The 25,578-nt window shown below is 62.2% G+C and carries 24 protein-coding genes; 23 read left to right on the top strand and 1 reads right to left on the bottom strand.

Annotated features, from left to right (window positions below; all coding sequences use genetic code 11):
- Positions 1-173 precede the first annotated feature (173 nt).
- The 22 genes from rsmD to fabZ all read left to right on the top strand — a co-directional run bounded on the left by rsmD (position 174) and on the right by fabZ (position 22,799).
- Positions 174-749, top strand: a complete 576-nt coding sequence (rsmD, locus tag WMO20_RS03925; RefSeq protein ID WP_055185497.1) for a 16S rRNA (guanine(966)-N(2))-methyltransferase RsmD — start codon at positions 174-176, stop codon at positions 747-749.
- Entirely contained in the window at positions 746-1,207 is a 462-nt protein-coding gene (locus tag WMO20_RS03920; protein ID WP_005921047.1) for an ATP synthase subunit B family protein, read from the top strand. Before rsmD ends, WMO20_RS03920 begins: the two co-directional genes overlap by 4 nt.
- Positions 1,208-1,435: 228 nt before the next feature.
- Positions 1,436-1,855, top strand: coding sequence for a division/cell wall cluster transcriptional repressor MraZ (mraZ, locus tag WMO20_RS03915; protein WP_349185916.1), 420 nt, complete (start codon positions 1,436-1,438; stop codon positions 1,853-1,855).
- 35 nt (positions 1,856-1,890) lie between these two features.
- On the top strand, positions 1,891-2,856 hold the full coding sequence (gene rsmH / locus WMO20_RS03910) for a 16S rRNA (cytosine(1402)-N(4))-methyltransferase RsmH (protein ID WP_113620773.1): 966 nt from the start codon (positions 1,891-1,893) through the stop codon (positions 2,854-2,856).
- Positions 2,857-2,895: 39 nt separating this feature from the next.
- Positions 2,896-3,375, top strand: a complete 480-nt coding sequence (locus tag WMO20_RS03905) for a cell division protein FtsL (protein WP_349185915.1) — start codon at positions 2,896-2,898, stop codon at positions 3,373-3,375.
- Between the two features lie 113 nt (positions 3,376-3,488).
- The gene (locus WMO20_RS03900) at positions 3,489-5,966 is read left to right on the top strand and encodes a penicillin-binding transpeptidase domain-containing protein (protein WP_349185914.1); all 2,478 of its coding nucleotides are present in this window, start codon (positions 3,489-3,491) and stop codon (positions 5,964-5,966) included.
- A gap of 106 nt (positions 5,967-6,072) precedes the next feature.
- A complete protein-coding gene (locus tag WMO20_RS03895) occupies positions 6,073-7,455 on the top strand; it encodes a UDP-N-acetylmuramoyl-tripeptide--D-alanyl-D-alanine ligase (protein WP_349185913.1) in 1,383 nt (460 codons plus the stop codon).
- Between the two features lie 28 nt (positions 7,456-7,483).
- Entirely contained in the window at positions 7,484-8,470 is a 987-nt protein-coding gene (locus WMO20_RS03890; RefSeq protein WP_349185912.1) for a glycosyl transferase family 4, read from the top strand.
- Positions 8,471-8,498: 28 nt separating this feature from the next.
- Positions 8,499-9,812, top strand: a complete 1,314-nt coding sequence (locus tag WMO20_RS03885) for an FtsW/RodA/SpoVE family cell cycle protein (protein ID WP_349185911.1) — start codon at positions 8,499-8,501, stop codon at positions 9,810-9,812.
- Positions 9,813-9,863: 51 nt separating this feature from the next.
- Complete coding sequence (murG, locus tag WMO20_RS03880; RefSeq protein ID WP_349185910.1) at positions 9,864-10,991, top strand: undecaprenyldiphospho-muramoylpentapeptide beta-N-acetylglucosaminyltransferase; 1,128 nt, start codon at positions 9,864-9,866, stop codon at positions 10,989-10,991.
- Between the two features lie 34 nt (positions 10,992-11,025).
- Entirely contained in the window at positions 11,026-12,624 is a 1,599-nt protein-coding gene (locus tag WMO20_RS03875) for a cell division protein FtsQ/DivIB (protein WP_349185909.1), read from the top strand.
- A 23-nt stretch (positions 12,625-12,647) separates the two neighbouring features.
- Positions 12,648-14,126 carry a UDP-N-acetylmuramoyl-L-alanyl-D-glutamate--2,6-diaminopimelate ligase gene (locus WMO20_RS03870; protein ID WP_316544449.1) on the top strand — a complete coding sequence of 493 codons (1,479 nt, stop codon included), beginning with the start codon at positions 12,648-12,650 and terminating at the stop codon, positions 14,124-14,126.
- Positions 14,127-14,369: 243 nt separating this feature from the next.
- Positions 14,370-14,597: an acyl carrier protein gene (gene acpP / locus WMO20_RS03865; protein WP_097783116.1), complete on the top strand. Its 228-nt coding sequence runs from the start codon at positions 14,370-14,372 to the stop codon at positions 14,595-14,597.
- Positions 14,598-14,618: 21 nt separating this feature from the next.
- The gene (gene accD, locus WMO20_RS03860) at positions 14,619-15,476 is read left to right on the top strand and encodes an acetyl-CoA carboxylase, carboxyltransferase subunit beta (RefSeq protein ID WP_112090818.1); all 858 of its coding nucleotides are present in this window, start codon (positions 14,619-14,621) and stop codon (positions 15,474-15,476) included.
- Positions 15,477-15,490: 14 nt separating this feature from the next.
- Positions 15,491-16,450 (top strand): acetyl-CoA carboxylase carboxyltransferase subunit alpha, encoded by a 960-nt coding sequence (locus WMO20_RS03855; RefSeq protein WP_112090819.1) that lies wholly within the window; start codon positions 15,491-15,493, stop codon positions 16,448-16,450.
- A complete protein-coding gene (locus tag WMO20_RS03850; RefSeq protein ID WP_349185908.1) occupies positions 16,447-17,397 on the top strand; it encodes a beta-ketoacyl-ACP synthase 3 in 951 nt (316 codons plus the stop codon). Before WMO20_RS03855 ends, WMO20_RS03850 begins: the two co-directional genes overlap by 4 nt.
- A gap of 5 nt (positions 17,398-17,402) precedes the next feature.
- Complete coding sequence (locus WMO20_RS03845; protein WP_349185907.1) at positions 17,403-18,338, top strand: DUF561 domain-containing protein; 936 nt, start codon at positions 17,403-17,405, stop codon at positions 18,336-18,338.
- Entirely contained in the window at positions 18,332-19,399 is a 1,068-nt protein-coding gene (locus tag WMO20_RS03840) for an NAD(P)H-dependent flavin oxidoreductase (RefSeq protein ID WP_112120932.1), read from the top strand. The genes WMO20_RS03845 and WMO20_RS03840 overlap by 7 nt, the downstream gene beginning before the upstream one ends.
- Positions 19,396-20,328 carry an ACP S-malonyltransferase gene (fabD, locus tag WMO20_RS03835; RefSeq protein WP_349185906.1) on the top strand — a complete coding sequence of 311 codons (933 nt, stop codon included), beginning with the start codon at positions 19,396-19,398 and terminating at the stop codon, positions 20,326-20,328. Before WMO20_RS03840 ends, fabD begins: the two co-directional genes overlap by 4 nt.
- Complete coding sequence (gene fabG / locus WMO20_RS03830) at positions 20,325-21,074, top strand: 3-oxoacyl-[acyl-carrier-protein] reductase (RefSeq protein ID WP_349185905.1); 750 nt, start codon at positions 20,325-20,327, stop codon at positions 21,072-21,074. Before fabD ends, fabG begins: the two co-directional genes overlap by 4 nt.
- 12 nt (positions 21,075-21,086) lie before the next feature.
- Entirely contained in the window at positions 21,087-22,325 is a 1,239-nt protein-coding gene (gene fabF / locus WMO20_RS03825; protein ID WP_349185904.1) for a beta-ketoacyl-ACP synthase II, read from the top strand.
- Positions 22,326-22,328: 3 nt separating this feature from the next.
- Entirely contained in the window at positions 22,329-22,799 is a 471-nt protein-coding gene (fabZ, locus tag WMO20_RS03820; protein ID WP_112090826.1) for a 3-hydroxyacyl-ACP dehydratase FabZ, read from the top strand.
- A 64-nt stretch (positions 22,800-22,863) separates the two neighbouring features.
- Here fabZ and WMO20_RS03815 read toward each other — a convergent pair whose 3' ends face one another.
- Entirely contained in the window at positions 22,864-23,733 is an 870-nt protein-coding gene (locus WMO20_RS03815; RefSeq protein ID WP_112090827.1) for a phosphoribosylaminoimidazolesuccinocarboxamide synthase, read from the bottom strand.
- Positions 23,734-24,059: 326 nt separating this feature from the next.
- Between WMO20_RS03815 and WMO20_RS03810 the strand changes: the two genes are divergently transcribed.
- Positions 24,060-25,499: a 6-phospho-beta-glucosidase gene (locus WMO20_RS03810; protein ID WP_349185903.1), complete on the top strand. Its 1,440-nt coding sequence runs from the start codon at positions 24,060-24,062 to the stop codon at positions 25,497-25,499.
- Positions 25,500-25,578 lie beyond the last annotated feature (79 nt).

Genomic DNA, 25,578 nt, shown 5'->3' with positions numbered 1-25,578 from the left:
TTGCTGAAATGCGCCGTAAAATGCGCAATATTGCTGCTATGATTGTAGCACAAAGCCGCTCGCAGCGCAATGCGGGCTCTTGACAATGCTATGCAGTTGGGAGATAATAAAGGATACGAAAGAGTTCAAACTGGCTGCCGCGGGGACGGCAGCTACGGCAAGGAGGCAACATCATGCGCGTGATCGCAGGAGAAGCCCGGGGCCGCAGGCTGGAAGCACTGCCCGGCACCGATGTCACCCGCCCCACCCTCTCGCAGGTGAAGGAGGCGATGTTCAGCATCGTACAGTTCGACCTGCCCGGGGCACGGGTACTGGATCTGTACGCCGGCAGCGGCCAGCTGGGCATCGAGGCGCTGAGCCGGGGTGCGGCCCGGTGCGTCTTTCTGGACGAGAGCCGGGAGGCCGTAAGCATCGTGATGCGCAACTGCAAGGCTTGCGGCGTGTTTGACCGCAGCCGGGTGAATATCGGCGAGGCTGCGCGGTTTTTATCGGCCTGCCGGGAGCAGTTCGATCTGGTGCTGCTGGACCCGCCCTTCCGCGGCGGCACGCTGGAAAAGATCCTGCCCGCCGTGGAAAAGTGCGTCGCTCCGGGCGGCATCGTGCTGTGCGAGAGCGAAACAGGCATCGTGCTGCCCGCGCAGGCGGGCAGTCTGACCCTGCAGAAACAGTATAAATACGGCAAGGTGCTGCTGTGGAAGTACACAAAGCCCATGCAGCCCGCCGCTGAGCAGGAGGGAGAAGCCTTATGAACGTGAACGAGCTTTTGGATACCATTGAGGATGCACTGGAAGAGAGCGCAAATGTGCCCCTTTCCGGCGGCAAGCGCATCGTGGATGTGGAGCAGATCCGGGATTATCTGGACGAGGTGCGGGCTGCGCTGCCCGGCGAACTGCGGCAGGCGCAGCAGATCGTGAACGACCGGGCGCAGATCGTGGACAGCGCCAATGCACAGGCACAGGCCATTGTAAAAAAAGCCGAGGAGCGCGCCCGCATTCTGGTCAGCGATGCCGAGATCGTCAAGGCTGCCCAGCAGCGCGCTTCTGAGATCACCTCCGCAGCCCAGACCGAGGCACGCACCCTGCGCCAGACCGTGACCGACTACTGCGAGAATATGCTGCGCACCACCGAGGACACCATGGTGGAAAACGCCGCACAGGTCAAAAACATCCGTAACAGTCTGCGCCAGAACGCCAAGAAAAACGGCTGATAACGGCTAACTTTCCACACAAATTCCACACATTGCGGAAAACGAAGTCCCTGCGAGTAAAAATGACGGCTCACAGGGACTTTTTTTGTGGATTTTTGCGGTCAAAAGCCGCCCGAAAACCCTTGCATTCACGAGTCTGATTTGCTACAATAAAGATGTATCGGTGGGGCAAAGTGGGTAAAAGTAGGGCATACACCCTGAAAACGCCCCTGAAAGGGGGAGCAGCGCGTGTTTTTTGGCCGTTATGATTACACCATCGACGCCAAGGGGCGGATGAACTTCCCTGCAAAATTCCGCGACGCCATGGGCGAGAGCTTTGTGGTGCTGGAATGGGTGGACAACTGCCTGTTCGCACTGCCCATGGAGGAAGTCCAGCGGCTGGCGGACAAGCTGGAAAGCGATGAGCTGATGAACAGCTGGGCTGTCTCCGGTGATCTGTTCAGCACCGCCTGCGAGGTGGTGCCGGACAAGCAGGGACGCATCCTGCTGCCCGCAGAACTGCGCGCCTACGCCGGACTGGAAAAGGACGTGACCATCATCGGCAACCGCAACCACGCCGAGATCTGGGCCACCGAGGTCTGGAACGCCCGCCGCGCCGCCGTGACCAACGACCAGCGCGCCGAGCAGCTGCGCAAGCTGCACCTCTGATGCAAAAAATTAAACCGAGAAAGGAGGCCGTGCCAATGGCCTTTGAAGAACAGCAGCCCTTTGACCCGGCCTCGTTTGAGCATATCCCCGTTTTGCTGAACGAGTGCCTGACAGGGCTTGCCATCGACCCGGCGGGCACCTATCTGGACGGCACCGCCGGCGGCGCGGGACATTCCCGCCAGATCGCTTTGCGGCTGGACGCCGCCAAGGGCGGCAGGCTCATTTCGCTGGATCAGGACCCGGATGCGGTGCAGACCGCGCGCTCCCGCCTTGCCGGGTTGCCTGCCACCGTGGTGCAGATCAATTTCCGTTATGCGGGGCAGGCGCTGGAGCAGCTGGGCATTGAAAAGATCAACGGTGCACTGCTGGATCTTGGCGTTTCCAGCCACCAGCTGGACGATGCCGCCCGGGGCTTTTCCTACCGGGCAGACGCACCGCTGGATATGCGCATGAGCCAGCAGGGCGAGACCGCCGCAGACCTTGTGAACACCGAAAGCCGCGAGGAACTGGCCCGTATCCTGCGGGACTACGGCGAGGAACCCTACGCATGGCAGATCGCAGGAAAGATCGTGGAGGCGCGGGAAACTGCTCCTATCCTGACCACCCTGCAGCTGGCAGATACCGTAGCAAGCGCGATGCCCCCGGCAGAGCGCCGCAAAAACAAGAACCCCTCCCGCCGCACCTTTCAGGCACTGCGCATTGCAGTGAACCACGAACTGGATGCGCTGGAAGAGGGCTTGGATACCATTTTCGATCACCTTGCACCGGGCGGCCGGTTGTGCGTGATCACCTTCCACTCTCTGGAGGACCGGCTGGTCAAGAACAAGTTCCGCCGCTGGTCCACAGCCTGCACCTGCCCGCCGGAGTTTCCGGTGTGTGTATGCGGCGGCAAGGCAAAGGCAAAGCTTATCACCCGCAAACCCATTGAAGCTGATACGCAGGAACTGGAGGAGAACCGGCGCAGCCGTTCTGCCCACCTGCGTGTACTGGAAAAATGCTGAGATGCCGGAAGCACCGGCATCATGAGGAGGAGAGGAACCATGGGTCAGCCAGCATACGATCGTAACGCGGCGCGCCGCCGCAGGGCGCCGCAGCCGCAGCGCAAAGCAACCCTGCGGGTAGCAAAGGGCGGCAAGCGGCGGTTGAACCCGCTGCAGGCCGCCGTACATAACGCCATGAATCTGGTGGCGGCAGCACTGCTGGTGGGTTTTGCCATCAGTCTGCTGTGGAGCGAGGCACAGCTGGTGGAGCTGAACGACCAGATTCAAGCCACTAAGGCGCAGCTGGTCAGCGAGCAGAGCCAGTATACCTACTACAACAGCACCCTGAACAGCAAGACCAACATTGCCAGCGTGGAGGAGACCGCAGGGCGGCTGGGTCTGATGAAAGTAGACCCCAGCCAGATCACCTACATCCGCTTGGGCGAAAGCGGCGCACTGGTGCGCCGGGAGTCCACCGTGCGGCAATGGACCGACTTTTTGTACACCGGTGCGGTGAACATTCTGGGCACCGTGAGATAAACGGAAAAAGCGTGCGGCGGCGCACGCTTTTTTCGGTTTATGGACACCGCAGTCTGAACAAATAACAGCGCAGGGCGTGCGGAATGCAGTGCACGCCCCGCAGGAGAAAACCAATGCAAGAACCTTTCCGTAACAAAAAAAGCAGGGGTTACCGCCTGCGTCCGGCCACCGGCCGGGACCGGCTGGACAGCCGGGTGCGGCGGATTTGCAGCCGTCTGGGCATCCTTGCGGTGGTGGTGGCAGCTGCCATCGTCATCCGCAGCCTGTATAATATCCAGATCGTCCACGGGGCAGAGTACCGCCAGTACGCCGCCCAGCAGCAGCTGCTGGATACCACCATCAAGGCCACCCGCGGTGAGATCTACGATGCTTCCGGCATCACCCTTGCTTCCACCAGCGTGGTGTGGACCATCTGGGCAGACCCCAGTTACAGCAGCATCCTTTATACGAGCAAGACCAATGATGACGACACCGTGACCAAAACGCTGGACCCCGCCATGTGCGCCGAGGTGAGCCGGGAGCTGACGTTGCGTCTGCTCTCCGGGGACGGCGAAAGCTTGGACAGCGTGGACACTTCCTCGGCAGAGTATCAGCAGCAGTACCAGACCGTTTACGATGCACTTTCCCGGCTGGATTCCGCCTACGTTACCCTTGCCACCAAGGTGAACAACGCGGTGAAGCTTTCCATTGAAAAGTACGTCACCAGCTTCAACAAGACGCACAAAAAGGCCACCGACACCTCCCGCAAGGGGCGCATCTCAGTGTCCTCGGAAAAGAGCTTCCAGCGCAACTACCCCTACGGTGCCTTTGCCGCAGCGGTGCTGGGCTTTACGGACGCGGATGGCGTCGGCACCTACGGACTGGAAAAATCCTACCAGTCCACCTTGGCTGGTGTGGACGGCCGCACCATCACCCAGCGCAACGCGGTGGGCAACGCCATTGCAGACGCCAACGCCACCACCTTTGCCGCCAAGGACGGCTCCAATCTGGTGCTGTCGCTGGATGTGAACGTGCAGGAGATCGCGGAGCGGTACCTGAACGAAGCCATTGCAGCCAACACGGTGGAAAACCGCGGCTGCGCCATTGTAATGAACGTCAAGACCGGTGCCATCCTTGCCATGGCTTCCAAGCCGGACTTTGACCCCAACGACCCGCTGAACTACACCGCCAACGAGGCTTACCTCAACGAGCTGGTGCACGCAGAGCCGGAGCTTTACGGCGTCTATAAAAAGGACGCCGACGGCAACTACATCACCGATGAACAGGGCAACAAAATTCTGGACGAGGAAGCGGACTATTCCGGCTACTACCGGGATATCCTGTGGAAGAACAAGGCCATCACCGAGCTGTACTACCCCGGCTCTGTATTCAAGGTCATCACCTCTGCCATGGGCATCGACTCCGGCGTGGCGACCATGAACACCACCTTTACCTGCTCCGGCGCTTACGGCGTAGCCAAGGAGACCTACCACTGCGCCGGACGCAAGGCGCACGGCCTGCTCAATATGGCCGAGGCGCTGCGCAAGAGCTGCAACATCTACTACATCCAGCTGGGGCAGCGCGTCGGCTCGCAGCAGTTCTATAACTACTTCGATGCCTTCGGCTTTACCGCCCGAACCGGCGTGGATCTGCCCAGCGAGACCAACTTTATGCAGTACTACCGCGCCGACCAGCTGGGCGAGGTGCAGCTGGCGTCCTCCTCCTTCGGTCAGGCCATGGCCATCACCCCGCTGCAGATGTGCACCGCCATTGCGGCCACCGTCAACGGCGGGTATCTGGTCACCCCCCATGTGGTGGATAAGATCACCGATTCTAACGGCAACGTCATTCAGGAGATCGGCGCAAACGTGCGCCGTCAGGTCATCAGTCAGAGCGCCAGCGATGTCATCCGCCAGATGATGGAGTACGAGGTGGGCAACGGCACCGGCGGCGGCAAAAACGCCTATGTGTCCGGCTACCGCATCGGCGGCAAGTCCGGTACTTCCGAGCAGCTGAATATGAACCGCCGCGCCGACGGCGACTATAAAAAGGTGGCTTCCTTCGTGGCAGTGCTGCCCGCCAACGACCCGGAAATTCTGGTCTACGTCATGCTGGACGACCCCAACAACGCACAGACGGACTATTCCTCCATCCTTGCAGCCCCTGTGGCGGGCAATATCATCAGCGAGGTGGCCCCCTATCTGGGCATTGCCACCGACGGCGAGGACCGCAGCGGCACCATCGTCACCGTGCCGAACCTTGTGGGCACCGAGTGGAGCAACGCACAGGTGAGCCTGAACATTCAGGGCCTGAAGCATCAGCTGCAGGAGAGTCAGAGCAGCCAGTCCGCTGCCCCGGTCACCTACCAGTACCCCCACGCGGGCGCAAAGGTGCCCTACGGCACCACCATCTACCTGTATACCGATACCTACGAGGGCAGCCGCACCGAGGTGCCGGATGTGACTGGCAAGAGCCCGGACTTTGCCCGCCAGATGCTGAGCGCCGCCGGGCTGAACTGCGTGGTGGAAGGCAGCGGCACGGTGCAGGCGCAAAGCGCCGAGCCCGGCTCCAGCGTGCAGCGCGGCACTATCATCACCCTGACCTGTGGGTAAAACAGCTTTTTCGGCATCCTCGACCAAGGCTTTCAGCATAAAGCACTGCCGCAAGGCAGTGACGGATGAGGGTGCAGCATTCAATAGAACGAGAGGGGATAGAACAATGGAAAAGATCCATGCAAGCAAGCTTCTGGCAGGGCTGGTGCCTGCCGGAAAACTGACCAGTGACCCGGAGGTGGAACTGGTCACCACCGACAGCCGCGAGGTAAAACCCGGCTGCATTTTTGTGGCCTTCCCCGGCGAGCGGTTCGACGGCCATGATTTCGCCGCCCGTGCGCTGGAGCAGGGCGCGGAGTATGTGGTGGTCAACCACCCCGTGCCCGGTGTGCCGGAGGAAAAGGCCATCCTTTGCCCGGACAGCTACCACGCCATGATGGTGATGGGCGCAAACTACCGCAGCCAGTACCACCCCAAGATGGTGGGCGTGACCGGCAGTGTGGGCAAGACCACCACCAAGCAGATGACCTACGCCGCCCTGAGCGGCTTTGGCGAGACCATCAAGACCGAGGGCAACCAGAACAATGAGCTGGGAATGCCCCGCACCCTGATGCGGCTGGAAAGCAGCACCGAGTACGCGGTCATCGAGATGGGCATGAGCCACGCCGGCGAGATCGACCGTCTGGCGCGGGCGGCACGCCCGGATGTGGGCATCATCACCTGCATCGGCGTGTCCCATATCGGCAATCTGGGCAGTCAGGAGAACATCTGCAAGGCAAAGCTGGAGATCTGCAACGGTCTGCCGGAGGGTGCGCCGCTGGTGCTGAACTACGATGACCCCTTCCTGCGCAAGGCGGTGCTCCCCGCCCATGTGCGCCCGGTGTGGTTCAGCCTGAGCGATGAGAACGCAGACGTCTGCGCCCTGTCCATCCGGCAGGAGACTGACGGCATGAGCTTTGTGCTGGAGGATCAGGAGCACGGCACCTTTGTGGTGAATATCCCCGCCATGGGACGCCATAATGTGGCAAACGCTCTGGCTGCCTACTGCGCTGCCACCCGGCTGGGGTGCGACGCCAAGAGGGTCATCCATGGGCTTTCCAACTTTGAGCAGACCGGACGCCGCCAGAAGGTGGTGGACAGCGAGGGCGTGACCGTCATCGAGGACTGCTACAACGCAAACCCGGACAGCATGAAGGCCGCGCTGGCGATGTTTAAAGATTTCCCCTGCAAGCGCCGCTTTGCCCTGCTGGGCGATATGCTGGAGCTGGGCGAGCTGAGCCGCGAAGCACACGAGGAGCTGGGACGCCTTGCCGCCGAGAGCGGGCTGTACTGCCTGATCACTTACGGCGAGCAGGCCAAGCGCACCGCTGTGGTGGCTGCGGCCAAGGGGGTAAAGACCCTGCACGCGGACAGCTACCGCGAGGCTGCCGATGCTCTGCTGGATCGGGTGCAGCCCGGCGATGCCATTCTGGTAAAGGCCAGCCACGGCATGGCACTGGAAAAAGTGCTGGATATCTTCTACGAAGAGCATAAAGAAGCGGAAGTATAACTATTTGGCGAAATGGAGTGTCTGATCTATGGAGCGTTTCGCCTTGGCAGCGGCGGTGGTGCTGGGTTTTGCCCTTACGGCAGCCCTGTGCAGCCTGTTTGTGCCGCTGCGGCGGGTGCTGGAACGCCGCGAACAACAACAGCAGCCGGTGCAGTCTGAGCAGCCCCGGCCTGCACCCCTGCGCGCCCCGCTGTGGGGCGGGCTGTGTGCGGCGGCGGGCACGGTGACTGCGGTGGGCGTGGGCTGGCTTGCCGCCTGCGTAGGCCAGCCGGAGCTGCTGGGCAGCGAGGGCCGGCTGATGACACGGCTGCTCACGGCACTGGCCGGAAGCCTTGCCTTTGGGGCAGTGGGTCTTGCAGAAGATCTTGCCCGGATGCGCAGCCCGGCGGCGCTGGGGCTGCGGCGGGATGTGCGCCTTTTGCTGGAAGCACTGGCTGCGGCCTTTGTCCTTTTGCTGCTGCGGGCAGCGGGCTGTCTGCCCCGGGGGCTGGGCGTGCCCGGGGCGGGGTATGTGCTGCTGGGCAGCGCCGTGCCCTTTTTGTGGACGGTGCTCATGGTGGCACTGGCCGAGTGTGCCCGCATCGCCGAGCGGGACGAGGGCGCGGTGTGCGGTGCGGCCTTTGTGGCCATGCTGGCGTTGATGATGGTAGAAGCCGGTCTGGGCGTTTCCGGGCTGGCGGTGCTGCCCGCCGCGCTTGCCGGGGCGCTGGTGGCACTGCTGCTGTGGGCATTTCCCCCGGCAAGGCTGGGGGTGGGCTGCTGCGGCAGTCTGCTGGCAGCGGGTGCCATCGGCTGCATCCCGCTCAGTCTGGACATGACCAGCCTGACCGTGCCGCTGGCGCTGCCCTTCTGGGCGGCGGGCGGACTTTTGGCAGCGCAGCTGCTGTGTGCAAAGCGCACCGGCAAGCCCTTGCGCTGCTGGGTTAAAATGAGCCCGGAGACGGTGTTTCTGTGCAGCTTTGCGCTGAGCGCTGTCGGCTATGTGCTGGCGCTGGCGCTGCTGCGCTGGTGCTGACCGGGCACAGAGAGGGAAGGGAGCGCAGATGGCGACTATCCGCAAAAAACACAGAGCGCCGGTGTCGGTGTTCCAGCGAGACCCGGGCCCGTGGTCCCGGCTGCTGATCGACTGGCTGGCTACGCTGGCTGTTATTATGATCTTTGGGCTGGTGATGCTGTTCAGCGCCAGCTACACCACCGGTTACCTGCGCATGGGCGACAGCTTCCACTACATCAAACAGCAGGCGCTGTGTATGATGCTCGGGCTGGGCTGTATGTTCCTTATGAGCTATGTGGACCACCGTTTTCTGCGCAAGATGGTGGTGCCGGGGTACATCATCGTGCTGGCCATGCTGGCCGTCACCCTGACCATGGCTCCTCTGAACGGCTGCCGCCGCTGGATCCGCTTCGGCGGGCTTACACTGCAATCCTCGGAGGTAGCAAAGTTTGAAATGATCCTGTTCAGCTCCCATCTTGCGGCAAAAGCGCCGCAGGTGGAGCGGCTGGACCCGGAGCGCCGCATCCTGCTTACCCCCCGGGAGTGGCTGCGGGTGCGGGTGTGGAAGCAGCTCGTGGTGCCGGTGCTGCCCCTTATACCGGTGGTCATCCTGCTGGCGATGGAGCCGCACATGTCCGGCATCGTGCTGACGGTGGCGGTGGTGGGCACCATCCTGCTGCTGTCCGGCAGCGGCGGTGTGCTGACATGGGCGGGTGCCATCACGGCAGGCGCCCTGCTGGAGACCCTGCTCTCCCATGTGGACTCCATCCCTTACCTGCAAAAGCGTCTGGACGGCTGGACGCAGGATCTGAGCAAGATGACCGACCAGACCGTGCAGAGCCTTTACGCCATCGGCTCCGGCGGGCTGAAGGGGCTGGGGCTGGGCAACAGCGTGGAAAAGCAGCTTTGGCTGCCGGAAAGCACCAACGACTTCATCTTCAGCGTGGTGTGCGAGGAGCTGGGCTTCATCGGCGCAGTGCTCATTATCGTGCTGTTCGTGCTGTTCATCGTGCAGGGTCTGCTCATCGCCTATAAGGCGGAGAACCTGTACTGCACCATGGTGGGCATCGGCATCATGGCACAGATCGCGTGGCAGGTGTTCTGCAACATCGCCGTGGTCACCAACACCCTGCCCAACACCGGCATCAGCCTGCCCTTCTTCTCCTCCGGCGGCACAAGTCTGATTTTGCTGCTGGCAGAGATGGGCGTGATGGTGAACATAGGCCGCAACGGCGAGCGGGTGGCGCAGCAGCGGGAGCAGATGCGTGCCCAGCGGGAAGCCGCCCGTGCTGAGCGGGAAGCAGAGCTTGCCCGCAAGACCATTGACTTGGCTTCTGCCCGCGCAGCCCGCACAGAACAGTAAAACCGCAAGCCCGCCCGGCCGCAGGCCGGGCGTTTATAAGGAGGAATCACCATGCGTGTTCTCATCGCAGCCGGCGGCACTGCCGGACATATCAATCCCGCACTGGCCATTGCCGGTGCTCTGAAAAAGGCTGACCCTACCGCCGAGATCCATTTTGCAGGCCGTAAGGAGGGCATGGAGTACCGTCTGGTCACACAGGTGGGCTACCCCTTCCACCACATCGAGATCACCGGCTTCCAGCGCAAGCTCAGCCTGCACAACATCAAGCGCAACCTCATTACCCTGTGGAATCTGGCCCTCTCCGGCCCCAAGGCCAAGGCCATGATGAAAGAGGTAAAGCCGGATCTCGTCATCGGCTGCGGCGGCTATGTGTCCGGCCCGGTGGTGCGCTGCGCCGCCAAAATGGGCATCCACACCGCTTTGCACGAGCAGAACGCCTTCCCCGGTGTGACCAACAAGCTGCTGGCTCCGGATGTGGATATCGTGTTTGCCGCCGTGCCCGCCGCTGTGGAAAAGCTGGGCGCACCGGACAAGACCCTTGTGGTGGGCAACCCCGTGCGGCCGGAGGTGTTTGTACAGGCCGCGAACCGCGAAGCCATCCGCGCACAGCTGGGCGCGGGCGACCGCACCGTCATCCTGTCCTTTGGCGGCAGCTTGGGTGCACGCCGGGTCAACGAGGTGGTGGCAGACCTCTGCGCATGGGAGCAGCACGAGCACAAGCCGGTGCTGCACCTGCACGCCACCGGACAGTACGGCGTACAGCTGTTTGAGCAGCTGCAAAAGCAGAAGGATTTTACCCCCGGCGACAGCCTTGTGGTAAAGGAATACATCAACAATATGCCGGAACTGCTGGCTGCAGCAGACCTCGTCATCAGCCGCGCCGGTGCGCTGACGCTGGCAGAGCTGGAAGCCGTGGGACGCGCCGCTGTGCTGATCCCCAGCCCCAATGTGGCGGAGAACCACCAGTACTACAACGCCATGGAGCTGCAAAAGGCAGGGGCGGCCATGGTCATTGAGGAAAAAGACCTGACCGGCGAAAAGCTGGTGCAGACGGTGGCCGAAATGCTGGCACAGCCCGGCAAGCTGGCCGAGATGGGCAAAAACGCCCGCAGCCTGTCGGTGGACGACAGTCTGGACCGCATCACTGCGGCGCTGCTCAAGCTGGTAAAGACCCCGTGATGCAGACCCGGAATAAACAAGAAGGAAGGTGCGAATGATGCAGCAGAACCGTGACCGCAACGGCAGACCCCGGAACACCAGACCCTATGATCTGAACCGGGATGTGGCGCGCATCTCTGCGCCTTCGCAGGATCATACGCCCCGGAACACCGGCAGCAGCCGCTACGGCTACAACGGCGAGCCGCTCAGCCGCCCGCCCTCCCGCAGTGCCAACGGCAGCGTGCGCTCCTCCCGGGCGGATAACAGCATCCAGTTCCCAACCCAGCCCCAGTCCCAGACCCGCCGTCCGGCGCAAGGGCAGGGGAGCAATACCACCCAGTACCCCGCCGGCAGCCGCCCGGCGGGCAGCAGACCGAAAAACGCGAAGTCCGGCGGCAAACAGCGCCGCCCGGCAAACAATGCCCGCAGCGGGCAGAGCAGCCGGAAAAACCAGAACCACCCGAACGCGCAAAACCACCCGAACCGGCAGCAACCGGCAGGCAGCCAGAACCAGCGCCTGCGCCCGGCGCAGACTGCCCCGCAGCAAAGCCCTGCCCGGCGGGAAAAGCGCAAAAAGCGCAAGGTGACCCGCGCCACCCTGCGCCGCCGCCGGATACTGCGCCGCCTGACCGCCTTTGCCATGCTGCTGTGCGTCATTGGCGCGGGCATCTACCTGACCATGACCATGCTGTTCCGCATCAATTCCATTCAGGTGCAGACCCCGGACGGCAAGCAGGTGACCGAGATCGCGGGCTATTCCGCAGACAGCATTTTGCAGCGGATGGGCGTGCAGCTGGAAGAGAACATTTTCAGCTTTGAGCCCGGCGAAAAGGCCGCTGTGCTGGAGCAGAATTTCCCGCTGCTGGGCTCCATCAAGGTGATCCGGGATTACCCCAACACCGTGGTGGTGCAGGTGACCGAAGCCGTGCCCGCCTACGCGGTGCAAAACGGCAGCAAGTGGCTTGTGATCTCGGACAAATGGAAGATCCTGTCCGAGGAAAGCACCCAGCCCGAGGGGCTTTGCACCCTGTACGGCGGTAAGCTGCAGGATACCGCCCCGGGACAGGCGTTCTGCCTTGTGGAGGATGCGGACGCAGCAAGCGTCTCCGGGTCGGAAGCAGCCGGGAGCGAAAGCACGGCGGACACAGGGGATGCCCGCATGGAAGCTCTGAGCACCTTGGTGAGCAAGCTGGAAGAATACGGCCTGTCGCAGGATGTGACACGGCTGGAAGTGGCAGACACCGAACAGATCGCATTTTTGTATCAGGACCGCATCAGCGTGCTGCTGGGTACGCTGAATGATCTGGATTATAAGCTGGACCGCGCCCGCTATGTGCTGACCAACGCCGATGGCAAGGGCTGCGGCCCCACCGACACCGGGCGGCTGGATTTCAGCCATACCAGCGCCAGCAGCACCCGCAAGATCTATTTTGCACAGGGCGAGCCTACTCTGCCCTCCGGCTATGTGGTGCCGCCCAAGGCCGAGGAACCCGCCCCGGCAGAGGACGCCGCCGACAGCACCGACAGTGCAGAAAGCACGGACAGCGCGGATGCTGCCGACACCACCGAACCGGCAGCTGACGCGGACACCGAGCAGCTGCCCCTGACCCACCCTGACCGCATGACGGCCAACGAAGAAGAAAACCCCATGTAAAGAAGCTTTTTGGAGGAGACTGTATGAAGCTGGAACAACTGATGGAAGGCGTGCCCTTTACCCTTGTGCAGGGCAGTCTGGATACTGAGATCGCAGATATCATCTACGACAGCCGCAAGGCTGCCCCGGGGCTTTTGTTCGTGTGCATCGTGGGCACCCAGCGGGACAGCCACGCGTTTGCCGCCGACTGCGCCGCCAAGGGGGTCAGCGCGCTGGTCATCCAGCACGACATCGACCTTTCCGCCATGCCCGGGGTGACCGTGGTCAAGGTGGAGAACAGCCGCTATGCCATGGCACTGATGAGCGCCAACCTCTTTGGAAACCCTGCCCGCCAGATGACCATGATCGGCGTCACCGGCACCAAGGGCAAGACCACCACCACCCATATGATCAAAAGCGTGCTGGAGGCCGCAGGCCGCAAGGTAGGTATGATCGGCACCAACGGCATCTACTATATGGGACGCCACAAGGACACCGCCAACACCACCCCGGAAAGCTACGAGCTGCAAAAGACCTTCCGGGAGTTTCTGGATGCCGGCTGCGACACCGCGCTGATGGAGGTATCCAGTCAGGGTCTGATGATGGATCGCGTGGCGGGCGTGCACTACGATGTGGGCGTGTTCACCAACCTTTCGCCGGATCATATCGGCCCCGGCGAGCACAAGACCTTTGAGGAGTACCGCAGCTGGAAGGGACAGCTGTTCAAGCGCTGCGATGTGGGCGTGGTGAATATCGACGACGAGAACACCGCCGCCCTGCTGGAAGGCCACACCTGCAAGCTGGTCACCTATGGCCGCGATGAAAAGGCCGACTACCGCGAGACCGGATACGAGCTGCTGCGCACCCACGATTTTCTGGGCGTTGCCTTCCACGTTACCGGCAAGGACGAGATGGACGTCAAGGTGAATATGCCCGGCGAGTTCAGCGTGTACAACGCGCTGGCTGCGCTGGCCGTGGGCAAGGTGCTGGGTCTGCCGGATGCCGCCATCCACGATGGTCTGGGCAAGTGCGTGGTGAAGGGACGTGTGGAGCTGGTGCCCATCAGCAAAAAGTTCACCATCCTGTTGGACTACGCCCACAACGAGGTATCCACCGAGAGCCTGCTCACCACCCTGCGCGCCTACAAGCCCCACCGCTTGGTGGTGGTGTTCGGCTGCGGCGGCAACCGCTCCAAGCTGCGCCGCTACGGCATGGGCGAGATCTGCGCCAAGATGGCCGATTTCTCCATCCTCACCGAGGACAACAACCGCTTTGAAAAGGTGGAGGACATCATCGCGGATATCCGCGAGGGCATGAACAAGGGCAACCCGGACGCAAAGTTCGTGGAGATCCCCGACCGTCTGGACGCTTTGCACTACGCAGTGGATCACGCACAGGAGGGCGATCTGATCGCCGTCATCGGCAAGGGGCACGAGACCTACCGCGACCGCGAGGGCGTCAAGACCCCCTTCCTTGAGCGGGAACTGCTGGAGGAATACGCACAGCAGATCGGGTTGGAATAAGAAAATAATATTATTATTGCGGGAAAAGCCGCTGCACAAAGCACTGTGCAGCGGCTTTTTTGCGCCCTGTGCAGGGGGCTATATAAAAAGGAAGCAAACTGTGACAAAAGTGTAAAAGATAAAAATATTTAACTAAATCCATTGACTTATCCGACGAATTGGCTATAATGGTCGTGTTCGATACCTCACAACTTTTAGGTAAATAATTAAAAACAACCATAGAACATAAAGGAGAACACTACCATGACTTTCGAGGAAATGAAGAAGATCGTTGTCGATACCCTGAGCTGCGATGAGGACAAGGTGACCATGGAAGCCAGCCTGACCGAGGATCTGGAGGCCGACAGCCTGGACGCTGTGGAGCTGAACATGGCACTGGAGGAGGCCTGCGGCGTGTCCATCCCCGATGAGGAGCTGGCATCCCTCAAGACCGTGGGCGATATCTTCAACTACATCAATGCCCATGTCTGAGGCTGACCGAGGCGAAACGCGATGAACAGTATCAAAGACCTGCTGCCGGGCAGTATGCGGGAGCGCACCTTCCAGCTGAAAGCCCGGCGGGATGCGGGTGCCGTGTGGAACGACCCGCAGTTCGTGGAATGCAAAAAGTGCGGACGCCGTGCCACCCGCCAGATCTGGAACAAGGCGCAGTACGTCTGCCCCAACTGCGGGGTGCACCTGCCCATCGGCGGGTACTACCGCCTGAACCTGATTTTGGACAAGGGCAGCTTCCGGGAATTGGACGCCGACCTTGCCCCGCAGGATGTGCTGCAGTTTCCCGGCTACCCGGAAAAGCTGGAAGCACAGACAGGCAAGACCGGCCTGAAGGAAGCCGTCATCACCGCCACGGGGCGCATCGAGGGCACCCCGGTGGTGGCTGCGGTGCTGGACAGTCGGTTCTTTATGGGCAGCATGAGCACCACTGTGGGCGAAAAGATCACCCGCGCCGTGGAGCACGCCACCGCAAAGCACCTGCCGCTGATCATCTTTTCGGCCAGCGGCGGTGCCCGGATGCAGGAAGGCATTTTCAGCCTGATGCAGATGGCAAAGACCTCTGCCGCCATCGAGCGGTTCTCCGCCCGGGGCGGGCTGTACATCAGCGTGCTGACCCACCCCACCACCGGCGGTGTGACTGCCAGCTTTGCCAGCCTTGGCGACATCATGCTGGCCGAGCCCGGGGCGCTGATCGGTTTTGCGGGCCCCCGGGTCATTGAACAGACCATCGGCGAAAAGCTGCCCGCAGGCTTCCAGCGCAGCGAGTTCCAGTACGAGCACGGCTTTGTGGACAAGGTAGTGCCCCGTACCGAAATGCGCGAAACACTGGCGCAGCTGCTGCGTCTGCACGCCTGAGGAGGGAGCGCCTTATGATCAAGGACATCTTACAACAGCTCGCACCGCTGGATGAAAAGATCGCCGCCTTGCGCGGCGACCCGGCGGACGAGAATATGACCGATATCACCAACCACGCTGCCGAGCTGGCAGAGCTTTCCGCACAGGAGGACGCGTTGCTGTCCGGCTGCGGGGCGCTGACTGCAGAGGACAGAGTTTTTCTGGCACGCCACCCGGAGCGCCCCCACATCGACGAGATCGTGGATGCACTCTTCACCGACTTCTTCGAGCAGTGCGGCGACCGCCAGTGCAAGGAAGATGCCGCCATTCTGGGCGGTGTGGCACTGTTCCATGGTCAGCCGGTCACGGTCATCGGCCACCGCAAGGGCAGCACGCTGGAAGAAAACCTGCGCTGCAACTTTGGTATGCCCGGGCCGGAGGGCTACCGCAAGGCCCTGCGCCTGATGAAGCAGGCCGAAAAATTTGACCGTCCCATCATCACCTTTATCGACACCCCGGGTGCGTACCCCGGCAAGGATGCCGAGGAGCGCGGACAGGGCGAAGCCATTGCCCGCAACCTGATGGAGATGAGCGGCCTGACCGTGCCGGTGATCGCAGTGGTCACCGGTGAAGGCTCCTCCGGCGGCGCACTGGCGCTGGGTGTGGCAAACCGCATCCTCATGCTGGAAAATGCCGTCTACTCGGTGCTGAGCCCCGAGGGCTTTGCCAGCATCCTGTGGAAGGATTCCTCCCGCAGCGGCGAAGCCTGCGAGATCATGAAGCTGACCGCGCAGGATCTGTACAAGGACGGCATCGTGGAGGAGATCATCCCGGAGCCGGTGGGCGGCGCACAGCGTGCCCACGGGGTACTGTTCGGCAATCTGGACGAGGCACTGCGGCGTCAGCTGCGCAGCCTTGACCGCATGAACGGCCGTCAGCTGGCCGAGCAGCGCTACCAGAAATTCCGTCAGATCGGAGAAATGAGGAAAGCATGAAGGGTTTGCGTCTGATCGCCACCGGCGGGGCTTTGCCCGGCCGCACGGTCACCAACAAAGAGCTTAGCCGCACCGTGGATACCAGCGACGAGTGGATCACCACCCGCACCGGCATCCGCACCCGGCACTACTGCACCGAGGGCGAAAACGCCGCCACACTGGCTATTGCCGCCGCAAAGCAGGCGCTGCAGCGCAGCGGCCTTGCCCCGGCAGACATTGCCTGCTGCGTCTGCGCCACCCTTTCCGCGCCGGACGCCACCCCAAGCGTGGCCTGTCAGGTGCAGGCGGCGCTGGCGCTGCCGGAAAACCGCCCTGCACTGGACGTGAACGCCGCCTGCTCCGGCTTTTTGTATGGCACGGCGGTGGCGCGCGGCCTGCTGGCTACGCTGGGCGGACAGTACGCGCTGGTCATCGGTACCGAGGCGCTCTCCCGCCTGATGGACCCTGCCGACCGTTCCACCTGCGTGCTGTTCGGCGATGGAGCCGGTGCGGCGGTGTTTGAACTGAACGACACCTCAGCGCCCTTTGCCATCACGCTGGGTGCCCGGGGCGATGCCGCCATCCATGCCGGCGGCCCCAGCCGCGCAGGCTCGGCACCCATCAGCATGGACGGCAGGGCAGTGTTCCGCTTTGCGGTAGATGCCCTGCCCAAGTGCCTGCACACCGTGCTGGACGAGACCGGCCTTACGCTGGACGGGCTGGACTGGGTGGTCTGCCATCAGGCCAACAGCCGCATCATCGACCACTGCGTCAAGGCGCTGCACGCCGACGGTGCAAAGTTCTACAAAAACATGGATCGCCACGGCAACACCAGTGCTGCCAGCATCCCGGTGGCGCTGAACGAGCTGGCTGAAAGCGGCCAGCTGCACCCCGGCCAGACCCTTGCCTGCATCGGCTTCGGCGGCGGTCTGACATGGGGCGGCATGATCGTGGAATATAAAGGATAAAGACCATGAAACTTTTAAACGAGATCTTGGGGACGAAATACCCCATCATTCAGGGCGGCATGGCCAACATTGCCACCGGTGAGTTTGCCGCCGCCTGCTCCAACGCCGGTGCACTGGGCATCATCGGTGCAGGCGGCATGAATGCCGATATCCTGCGCCAGAACATCCGCCGCTGCCGGGAGCTGACCGACAAGCCCTTTGGGGTGAACATCATGCTCATGCACCCGCAGGCAGATGAGTTTGCCCAGATCGTGGTGGAGGAAAAGGTCGCCGTGGTCACCACCGGCGCAGGCAACCCGGGGAAATACGTTCCCATGTGGAAAGCTGCCGGCATCAAGGTGATCCCGGTGGTGGCTGCTGCCGTGCTGGCACGGCATCTGGAGCCGCTGGGCATTGACGCCGTCGTTGCCGAGGGCACCGAGAGCGGCGGCCATGTGGGCGAGATGACCACCATGGCACTGGTGCCGCAGGTGGTGGACGCGGTCAGCGTGCCGGTCATCGCGGCGGGCGGCATTGCAGACGGCCGTCAGCTGGCGGCTGCGCTGGCACTGGGCGCTTGCGGGGTGCAGGTGGGCACCTGCCTGCTGGCAAGCGAGGAGTGCCCCATTCACGAAAACTACAAGGCCGCGCTGCTCAAAGCCAGGGACAGTGACACCATCGTTACCGGGCGCAGCGTAGGCGCACCCGTGCGGGTGCTGAAAAACCGCATGAGCCGGGAGTATGTCCGTCAGGAAAAGGCGGGCGCGGACAAGATGGAGCTGGAAAAATACACGCTGGGCAGCCTGCGCCGCGCCGTCTTTGAGGGCGACACGGTAAGCGGCAGCCTGATGGCCGGTCAGGTGGCCGGAATGCTGCACGAGGTACGCCCCGTGGCGGACATCCTTGCCGACCTGTGGCAGGGCGGGAGGCAGCGCATCGCCGCGCTGAACACCGAATGCTGACCCTTGGCGGCAAGCCCCTGCAAGTACCCATTTTGCAGGGCGGCATGGGCGTGGGCGTCTCGCTGGGTGGGCTGGCCGGTGCGGTAGCGGCCTGCGGCGGCATGGGGTGCATCTCCACCGCCGATGCAGGTTACCGCGAGCCGGATTTTGCCCGTGACCCGGCGGCAGCCAATCACCGCGCCCTGACCGCAGAGATTCAAAAGGCCAAGGCCATTGCCGGAGGTATGGGTCTGGTAGCCATCAACGCGATGGTAGCCACCCGGGACTATGCCGACGCCATCCGCACCGCTGTGGCGGCGGGGGTGGATGCCGTGGTCTCCGGTGCGGGTCTGCCGCTGGAACTGCCGGGCATCGTGGGCACCAAAGAGGTGGCCATTGCGCCCATCGTATCCAGCGCCCGGGCGGCAAAGCTCATCCTGCGCCGCTGGGCAAAGGGCTTTGACCGCACCGCCGATTTTGTGGTCATCGAGGGCTGCAAGGCGGGCGGACATCTCGGCTTTGCCGAGGAGGACCTGCTGGCCGACCGCTGCCAGACCTTGGACGAAATTCTGCCCGGGGTGCTGGCGGAGGTAAAACCCTACGAGGAGCAATACGGCCACGCCATCCCGGTATTCGTGGCGGGCGGCGTGTACACCGGTGCCGACATGGCACACTTTACAAAGCTTGGCGCTGCGGGCGTGCAGCTTGCTACCCGCTTTATCCCCACCTACGAGTGCGACGCCTCCCAGACCTACAAGGACGTGCTGCTGGCGGCAAAGCCGGAGGATGTGCGCATCATCCACAGCCCGGTGGGAATGCCCGGCCGCGCGCTGAACACCCCGCTGGTGCAGGCGCTGGCCGAGGGCAAGCGCTTCCCGCCCAAGCACTGCGCCCGGTGTCTCAAGACCTGCGACCCCGCCGCCGTGCCCTACTGCATCACCCACGCCCTCATCGAGGCGGTGAAGGGCAATGTGGAGGAAGGGCTCTTCTTCTGCGGCGAAAACGTGGGCAGGCTGGACCGGATGCGCACCGTGCGCGAGCTGATGGACGAACTTGTGACCGAATGGAGGCAGAATTTATGAAGCTTGCCGTACTTTACGCCGGTCAGGGTGCGCAGCACCCCGGCATGGGCAAGGAATTTTACGAAGCATCTCCCGCCTTCCGGGCGGCCTTTGACAGCGCAGCGCTGGATTTTGACCTGCACCGCGTCTGTTTTGAGGACCCGGACGGCGTTTTGAACCAGACCGAATACACCCAGCCCTGCATGGTGGCCTTTGCCTGCGGTGTGACCGCTGTGCTGGCGGAAAAGGGCGTAAAGCCCGCCTATCTGGCGGGGCTTTCGCTGGGCGAATACTCCGCGCTGCAGGCAGCCGGGGTGTTTACCGCAAAGCAGGCCATCGAGCTGACCGCCTTCCGGGGCAAGGCCATGGCCGAAGCTGCAAAGGGCCTTGACTGCGGCATGACCGCCGTGCTGGGGCTGGACAGAGAAAAACTGTCTGCCTGCTGCGAACAGGCTGCAGAGACGGGCTGTGTGCAGATCTGCAACTACAACTGCCCGGGGCAGCTGGTCATCGGCGGTGAGAAAGCCGCTGTGGAGCAGGCCGCTGCGCTGGCAAAGGAAGCCGGTGCCCGCCGCTGCATCCCGCTGAAGGTCAGCGGCCCCTTCCACACAAAGCTGATGGCTCCCGCAGGGGATGCGCTGGCACAGCGCTTTGCGGGCGAAAACTTTGGCACCATGGAGACGCCGGTGCTGTTCAACTGTCTGGGGCATGAAAAGGCCGAGACCGACAGCATCCCGCAGCTGTTGGTAAAGCAGGTGCAGAGCAGCGTTTACATGGAAGATACCCTGCGCCGTCTGGGCGAGCTGGGTGTGGACCACATTCTGGAGGTCGGCCCCGGCAGCGCCCTGAGCGGTTTTGTGAAAAAGACCCTGTCCGGGGTGGTCTGCACCGCAGTGGAGACCCCGGAACAGCTGGATGCGGTGCTGACCGCATGGAAGGAAGCAGAATGAGCGAAGAAAAGCTGACCCGCGCCGCCATCGTTACCGGCGGCAGCCGGGGCATTGGCCGCGCAGTGTGCGTGGCACTGGCAAAGCAGGGCTGCAATGTGGTGGTGAACTACTGCCACGGCGCAGAGCCTGCGGAGCAGACGGCAGCGCTCTGCCGCGCCGAGGGCGTGCAGGCGGTGACCGTGCAGGCGGATGTATCCACCGCCGAGGGCTGCAAAACGCTGTTCGATGCCGCCGCCGAGGCCTTTGGCCGGGTGGATGTGCTGGTGAACAACGCGGGCATCACCCGGGATAACCTGATCTTGCGCCTGACCGAGCAGGATTTTGACGCGGTGCTGGACACCAACCTGAAAAGCGCCTTTCTCTGCTGCAAGGAAGCTGCCCGCCGCATGGTGCGCCAGCGCTATGGCCGCATCGTGAACCTTTCCAGCGTGGTGGCGCTGCGCGGCAATGCCGGGCAGACCAACTACGCCGCCAGCAAGGCGGGGCTCATCGGCCTGACCAAGAGCCTTGCCCGGGAGCTGGCCGCGCGGAACGTGACCGTGAACGCGGTAGCACCCGGCTTTATCGACACCGACATGACTGCCGTGCTGCCGGAGACTGTGCGCACCGGCATGACGCAGGGCATCCCCGCAGGCCGCGCAGGCCAGCCGGAGGATGTGGCGCAGGCAGTGGCGTTTTTTGCCGCAGAACAAAGCAGCTATCTCACCGGGCAGGTGCTCTGTGTGGACGGCGGCATGGCAATGTAAAGGAGAACCCTTATGGAAAAACGCAGAGTTGTGATCACCGGCCTTGGCACGGTGAACCCGCTGGGCAACAATGTGGCTGACAGCTGGGCAGCAGCCCGTGCCGGTAAATGCGGCATCGGCCCCATCACTCAGTTCGATACCACCGACTTCAAGTGCAAACTGGCCGGTGAGGTAAAGAATTTTGACCCCGAGACCGTGGTGGACAAAAAGGAAGTCCGCAAGATGGCGCGCTTCACCCTGCTGGCACTGGGCGCTGCCGCCGAAGCCATTGCAGACAGCGGCATCGATACGGAAGCCGAGGGCAAAAACATCGGCGTCATCCTGTCCAGCGGCATCGGCGGTCTGCCCACCATTGAGGAGCAGCACGCCCGCGGCGAGGAAAAGGGCATGGAGAAGGTAAGCCCCTACTTTGTGCCCATGGCCATTGCCAACATGGCAGCGGCGCAGGTGGCTATCCGCTTCGGCCTGAAGGGGATGTGCACCTGCCCGGTCACGGCCTGCGCCGGCGGCACCAATGCCGTAGGCGACGCCTTCCACCGCATCCGGGACGGCTACGAGCCGGTGATGGTCTGCGGCGGCGCGGAGAGCTGCATCAGCCCCTTGGGCATCGGCGGCTTTACCAGCATGAAGGCGCTCTCCACCGCCACCGACCCGGACGCTGCCAGCCTGCCCTTTGATGCCCGCCGCGGCGGCTTTGTCATGGGCGAGGGCAGCGGTGTGCTGGTGCTGGAGGAGCTGGAGCACGCAAGGGCACGCGGGGCACACATCTACGCCGAGGTGGTGGGCTACGGTGCCAACTGCGATGCCTACCACTTTACCGCACCGGCTCCCGGCGGCGTGGGCGCCATCGACTGCATGAAGCTGACCTTGGCAGATGCGGATATCGCACCGGAGCAGGTGGACCACATCAACGCTCACGGCACCGGCACCCACATGAACGATGCCTGCGAGACTGCCGCCATTCACGCGGTGTTCGGCGCACACGCAAAGGAGATGACCGTGGTCAGCACCAAGAGCATGACCGGCCATCTGCTGGGCGGTGCGGGCGGCATTGAGGCCGTGTTCACCGCGCTGGCGCTGCGGGATCAGTTTGCACCGCCCACCATCCACTACGCCCAGCCCGACCCGGAGTGTGATCTGGACTATGTGCCCAACACCGGACGGCAGCAGGAGATGCAGTACGCACTGAGCAACAGCTTGGGCTTTGGCGGTCACAACGCCTGCATCGCCCTGCGCAGATGGGAGGGCTGACCCGTGGCAGAACCCCGTACCGTACGTGAAAACGCCAACACCCTGAGCAGCGTGCAGATCGCGGAGATCTTGCCCCACCGCTATCCCTTTGCCCTCGTGGACCGCATTCTGGACTACGAGCCGGGGCAGTGGGCCATCGGCCGCAAGTGCGTCACCCGCAACGAGGAATTCTTCAACGGCCACTTCCCGGCACAGCCGGTCATGCCCGGCGTACTGCTGCTGGAAGCGCTGGCACAGACCGGCGCTGTGGCAGCGCTGAGCCTGCCGGAAAACAAGGGCAAGCTGGCGCTGTTCGGCGGCATCAAGAGTGCCCGCTTCCGCAGGCAGGTCGTCCCCGGGGATGTGCTCACTCTGCACTGTGAACTGGTGCAGCAGCACGGCGCTGTGGGCGTAGGCAAGGCTTCGGCATGGGTGGACGGCAAGTGCGCCGTCACCGCAGAGCTGACCTTTGTGCTGACCGAAGCAGCAGAATAAAAACAGAAAACGCTCCCGTTCATCCCCTGTGGCGATGAACGGGAGCGTTTGATTTACAAAGCGCTTACAGCTTCTTGCCGGTCAGCAGCTCATAGGCTTCCAGATACTTGGCAATGGTCTTGTCAATGACATCCTGCGGCAGGTCGTAGTTGCTGTCGGGGTTGGCCTTCAGCCAGTCGCGGACAAACTGCTTGTCGAAGGAGGGCTGGCTGTGACCCGGCTCGTAGCCCTCCAGCGGCCAGAAGCGGGAGGAGTCCGGAGTCAGCATCTCATCGCCCAGCACCACGTTGCCGTCCTCGTCCAGACCAAACTCGAACTTGGTGTCGGCAATGATGATGCCGCGGGAAAGTGCGTACTCGGCGCACTTTTTGTACAGCGCGATGGTGTAGTCGCGCAGCTTGGTAGCGTACTCCAGACCGTGGCCGGGGAACTGCTTTTCCAGCACGTCGATGCTCTGCTCGTAGGAGATGTTCTCGTCGTGGTCACCGATCTCTGCCTTGGTGGAGGGGGTGTAGATGGGCTCGGGCAGCTTATCGGACTCCTTGAGACCCTCGGGCAGCTGGATGCCGCACACCTTGCCGGTCTTTTGGTAGCTGGCCCAGCCGCTGCCGGTGATGTAGCCGCGCACGATGCACTCGATGGGCAGCATGGTCAGCTTGCGGCACATCATGCTGTTGCCGGTGAACTGGGGCTGGCGGAAGAACTCCGGCATATCCTGCACATCCACGCTCAACATGTGGTTGGGCAGCAGATCGCGGGTATAATCGAACCAGAACTTGCTCATCTGGGTGAGCACGGTACCCTTTTTGGTGACCTTGTTTTTCAGGATGACGTCAAACGCAGAAATGCGGTCGGTGGCAACCATGATCAGGCTGTCGCCATTGTCGTAGATCTCGCGGACCTTGCCTTCTTTGATGGGTTTGAACTCAGTCATAATCAAACACTCCATTTTTCCATGTTCTCGGCAGCGCAGCAGCGCAGCGCAGTTCTTACCCTACTATTCTACCATACTGCCGCGCGGTTTAAAAGGAACAGAATAAAAGAAAAACGGGCAAGTTTTATGTTTTTATCGTGAAAAGTGCGCAAAAAACAGCAGGAAATTTCGGCGTTTTGACGATAAAAGTCGTACTTTATCCCCAAATGCACGCACCTTTGCAAAATGCAGTCATGGACAACCGCCGCCAGTTGCGGTATCATAAGAATATAAGAGAACGTGTGCCCCTGCAAGGGGGCACGACAGCAGATGAGGAGGTAAAGAGTATGGGCAAATTTCCCAAGGGCTTTTTGTGGGGCGGCGCTACCGCCGCCAACCAGTGCGAGGGTGCATGGCAGGCAGACGGCAAGGGTCTTGCCACGGTGGATGTGACCCCCTTCGGCCCGGATCGTTTCCCGGTGGCAACGGGCTATATGGAGATGCTGGATTGTGACGATGCGCATTTCTACCCCAGCCACGAAGCCATTGACCTGTATCACCATTATAAAGAGGATATCGCCCTGTTTGCAGAGATGGGCTTCAAGTGCTTCCGGCTGTCCATTGCATGGACGCGCATCCTGCCCAACGGCGATGACGCCCAGCCCAACGAGGCGGGGCTGGCCTTCTACGACAGCATTTTTGACGAGTGCCATAAGTACGGCATCGAGCCGCTGGTCACCATCTGCCACTTTGACACCCCCATTGCGCTGATCAAAAAATACGGCGGCTGGAAAGACCGCCGCATGGTGGACGCCTACGTCCACTACTGCGAGGTGCTGTTCGACCGTTTCAAGGGCAAGGTGAAGTACTGGCTCACCTTCAACGAGATCAATATGCTGCTGCACCTCTCCTTTACCGGCGCAGGGCTGGTGTTCTATCCCGGCGAGAACGTGGAGCAGGTCAAGTATCAGGCTGCCCATCACGAGCTGGTAGCCAGCGCAAAGGCGGTAAAGCTGGCGCACGAAAAAATGCCGGACGCCATGGTGGGCTGTATGCTGGCAGCGGGACAGTTCTACCCCCGCACCTGCGCCCCGGAGGATGTGCGGGCGGCGCAGGAAGCCGATCGGGACAACTACTTCTTTACCGATGTGCAGGTGCGCGGCGCTTACCCCGTGTGGGCTAAAAAGCGGATGGAGCGTGCCGGGGTGCAGCTGTGCACCCAACCGGAGGACGACCGCACGCTGCGGGAGGGCACGGTGGATTTTGTGTCCTTCAGCTACTATTCCAGCCGCTGCATCACGGTGGATAAAGAACTGATGGCGGCAGAAAATGCGGAAGGCAACGCTGTGTCGGCATCGGTGAAGAACCCCTACCTGAAAGCCAGCGAGTGGGGCTGGGCCATCGACCCGGTGGGTCTGCGGGTGACGTTGAACACCATCTACGACCGGTACGAAAAGCCCATGTTCATCGTGGAGAACGGTCTGGGTGCGGTGGATACCGTAGAACCGGACGGCTCCATCCACGACAGCTACCGCATCGATTACTTGCGGGCGCACATCAAGGAGATGGAAAAGGCCGTCAACGAGGACGGTCTGCCCCTGATGGGCTACACCACATGGGGCCCCATCGACCTTGTAAGCGCTTCCACCGGCGAGATGAAAAAGCGGTACGGCTTTATCTATGTGGACAAGGACAACGCCGGCAACGGCACCCTTGCCCGCAGCCGGAAGGACAGTTTTTACTGGTACAAAAAGGTCATTGCTTCGGACGGCGAGGACTTGGCTTGAGCCAACGCCCCGGCACTGTTTGCGGAACAGCAGCGCCGGGGCATCCATGTGTGAGGACGAACCGATAACGGAGAAAATT

This window comes from Faecalibacterium intestinale, assembly GCF_040096575.1.
Classification (GTDB): domain Bacteria; phylum Bacillota; class Clostridia; order Oscillospirales; family Ruminococcaceae; genus Faecalibacterium; species Faecalibacterium intestinale.
The sequence above is the reverse complement of the archived record's forward strand: the minus strand, read 5'-3'. Positions and strand labels throughout refer to the sequence as shown.

What these genes read in the sequence shown, in the direction of transcription:
- rsmD (WP_055185497.1), top strand. Translation starts at nt 174, where the DNA reads ATGCGCGTGATCGCAGGAGAAGCCCGGGGCCGCAGGCTGGAAGCACTG.
- WMO20_RS03920 (WP_005921047.1), top strand. Translation starts at nt 746, where the DNA reads ATGAACGTGAACGAGCTTTTGGATACCATTGAGGATGCACTGGAAGAG.
- rsmH (WP_113620773.1), top strand. Translation starts at nt 1,891, where the DNA reads ATGGCCTTTGAAGAACAGCAGCCCTTTGACCCGGCCTCGTTTGAGCAT.
- WMO20_RS03905 (WP_349185915.1), top strand. Translation starts at nt 2,896, where the DNA reads ATGGGTCAGCCAGCATACGATCGTAACGCGGCGCGCCGCCGCAGGGCG.
- WMO20_RS03900 (WP_349185914.1), top strand. Translation starts at nt 3,489, where the DNA reads ATGCAAGAACCTTTCCGTAACAAAAAAAGCAGGGGTTACCGCCTGCGT.
- WMO20_RS03895 (WP_349185913.1), top strand. Translation starts at nt 6,073, where the DNA reads ATGGAAAAGATCCATGCAAGCAAGCTTCTGGCAGGGCTGGTGCCTGCC.
- WMO20_RS03890 (WP_349185912.1), top strand. Translation starts at nt 7,484, where the DNA reads ATGGAGCGTTTCGCCTTGGCAGCGGCGGTGGTGCTGGGTTTTGCCCTT.
- WMO20_RS03885 (WP_349185911.1), top strand. Translation starts at nt 8,499, where the DNA reads ATGGCGACTATCCGCAAAAAACACAGAGCGCCGGTGTCGGTGTTCCAG.
- murG (WP_349185910.1), top strand. Translation starts at nt 9,864, where the DNA reads ATGCGTGTTCTCATCGCAGCCGGCGGCACTGCCGGACATATCAATCCC.
- WMO20_RS03875 (WP_349185909.1), top strand. Translation starts at nt 11,026, where the DNA reads ATGATGCAGCAGAACCGTGACCGCAACGGCAGACCCCGGAACACCAGA.
- WMO20_RS03870 (WP_316544449.1), top strand. Translation starts at nt 12,648, where the DNA reads ATGAAGCTGGAACAACTGATGGAAGGCGTGCCCTTTACCCTTGTGCAG.
- acpP (WP_097783116.1), top strand. Translation starts at nt 14,370, where the DNA reads ATGACTTTCGAGGAAATGAAGAAGATCGTTGTCGATACCCTGAGCTGC.
- accD (WP_112090818.1), top strand. Translation starts at nt 14,619, where the DNA reads ATGAACAGTATCAAAGACCTGCTGCCGGGCAGTATGCGGGAGCGCACC.
- WMO20_RS03855 (WP_112090819.1), top strand. Translation starts at nt 15,491, where the DNA reads ATGATCAAGGACATCTTACAACAGCTCGCACCGCTGGATGAAAAGATC.
- WMO20_RS03850 (WP_349185908.1), top strand. Translation starts at nt 16,447, where the DNA reads ATGAAGGGTTTGCGTCTGATCGCCACCGGCGGGGCTTTGCCCGGCCGC.
- WMO20_RS03845 (WP_349185907.1), top strand. Translation starts at nt 17,403, where the DNA reads ATGAAACTTTTAAACGAGATCTTGGGGACGAAATACCCCATCATTCAG.
- WMO20_RS03840 (WP_112120932.1), top strand. Translation starts at nt 18,332, where the DNA reads ATGCTGACCCTTGGCGGCAAGCCCCTGCAAGTACCCATTTTGCAGGGC.
- fabD (WP_349185906.1), top strand. Translation starts at nt 19,396, where the DNA reads ATGAAGCTTGCCGTACTTTACGCCGGTCAGGGTGCGCAGCACCCCGGC.
- fabG (WP_349185905.1), top strand. Translation starts at nt 20,325, where the DNA reads ATGAGCGAAGAAAAGCTGACCCGCGCCGCCATCGTTACCGGCGGCAGC.
- fabF (WP_349185904.1), top strand. Translation starts at nt 21,087, where the DNA reads ATGGAAAAACGCAGAGTTGTGATCACCGGCCTTGGCACGGTGAACCCG.
- WMO20_RS03815 (WP_112090827.1), bottom strand. Translation starts at nt 23,733, where the DNA reads ATGACTGAGTTCAAACCCATCAAAGAAGGCAAGGTCCGCGAGATCTAC.
- WMO20_RS03810 (WP_349185903.1), top strand. Translation starts at nt 24,060, where the DNA reads ATGGGCAAATTTCCCAAGGGCTTTTTGTGGGGCGGCGCTACCGCCGCC.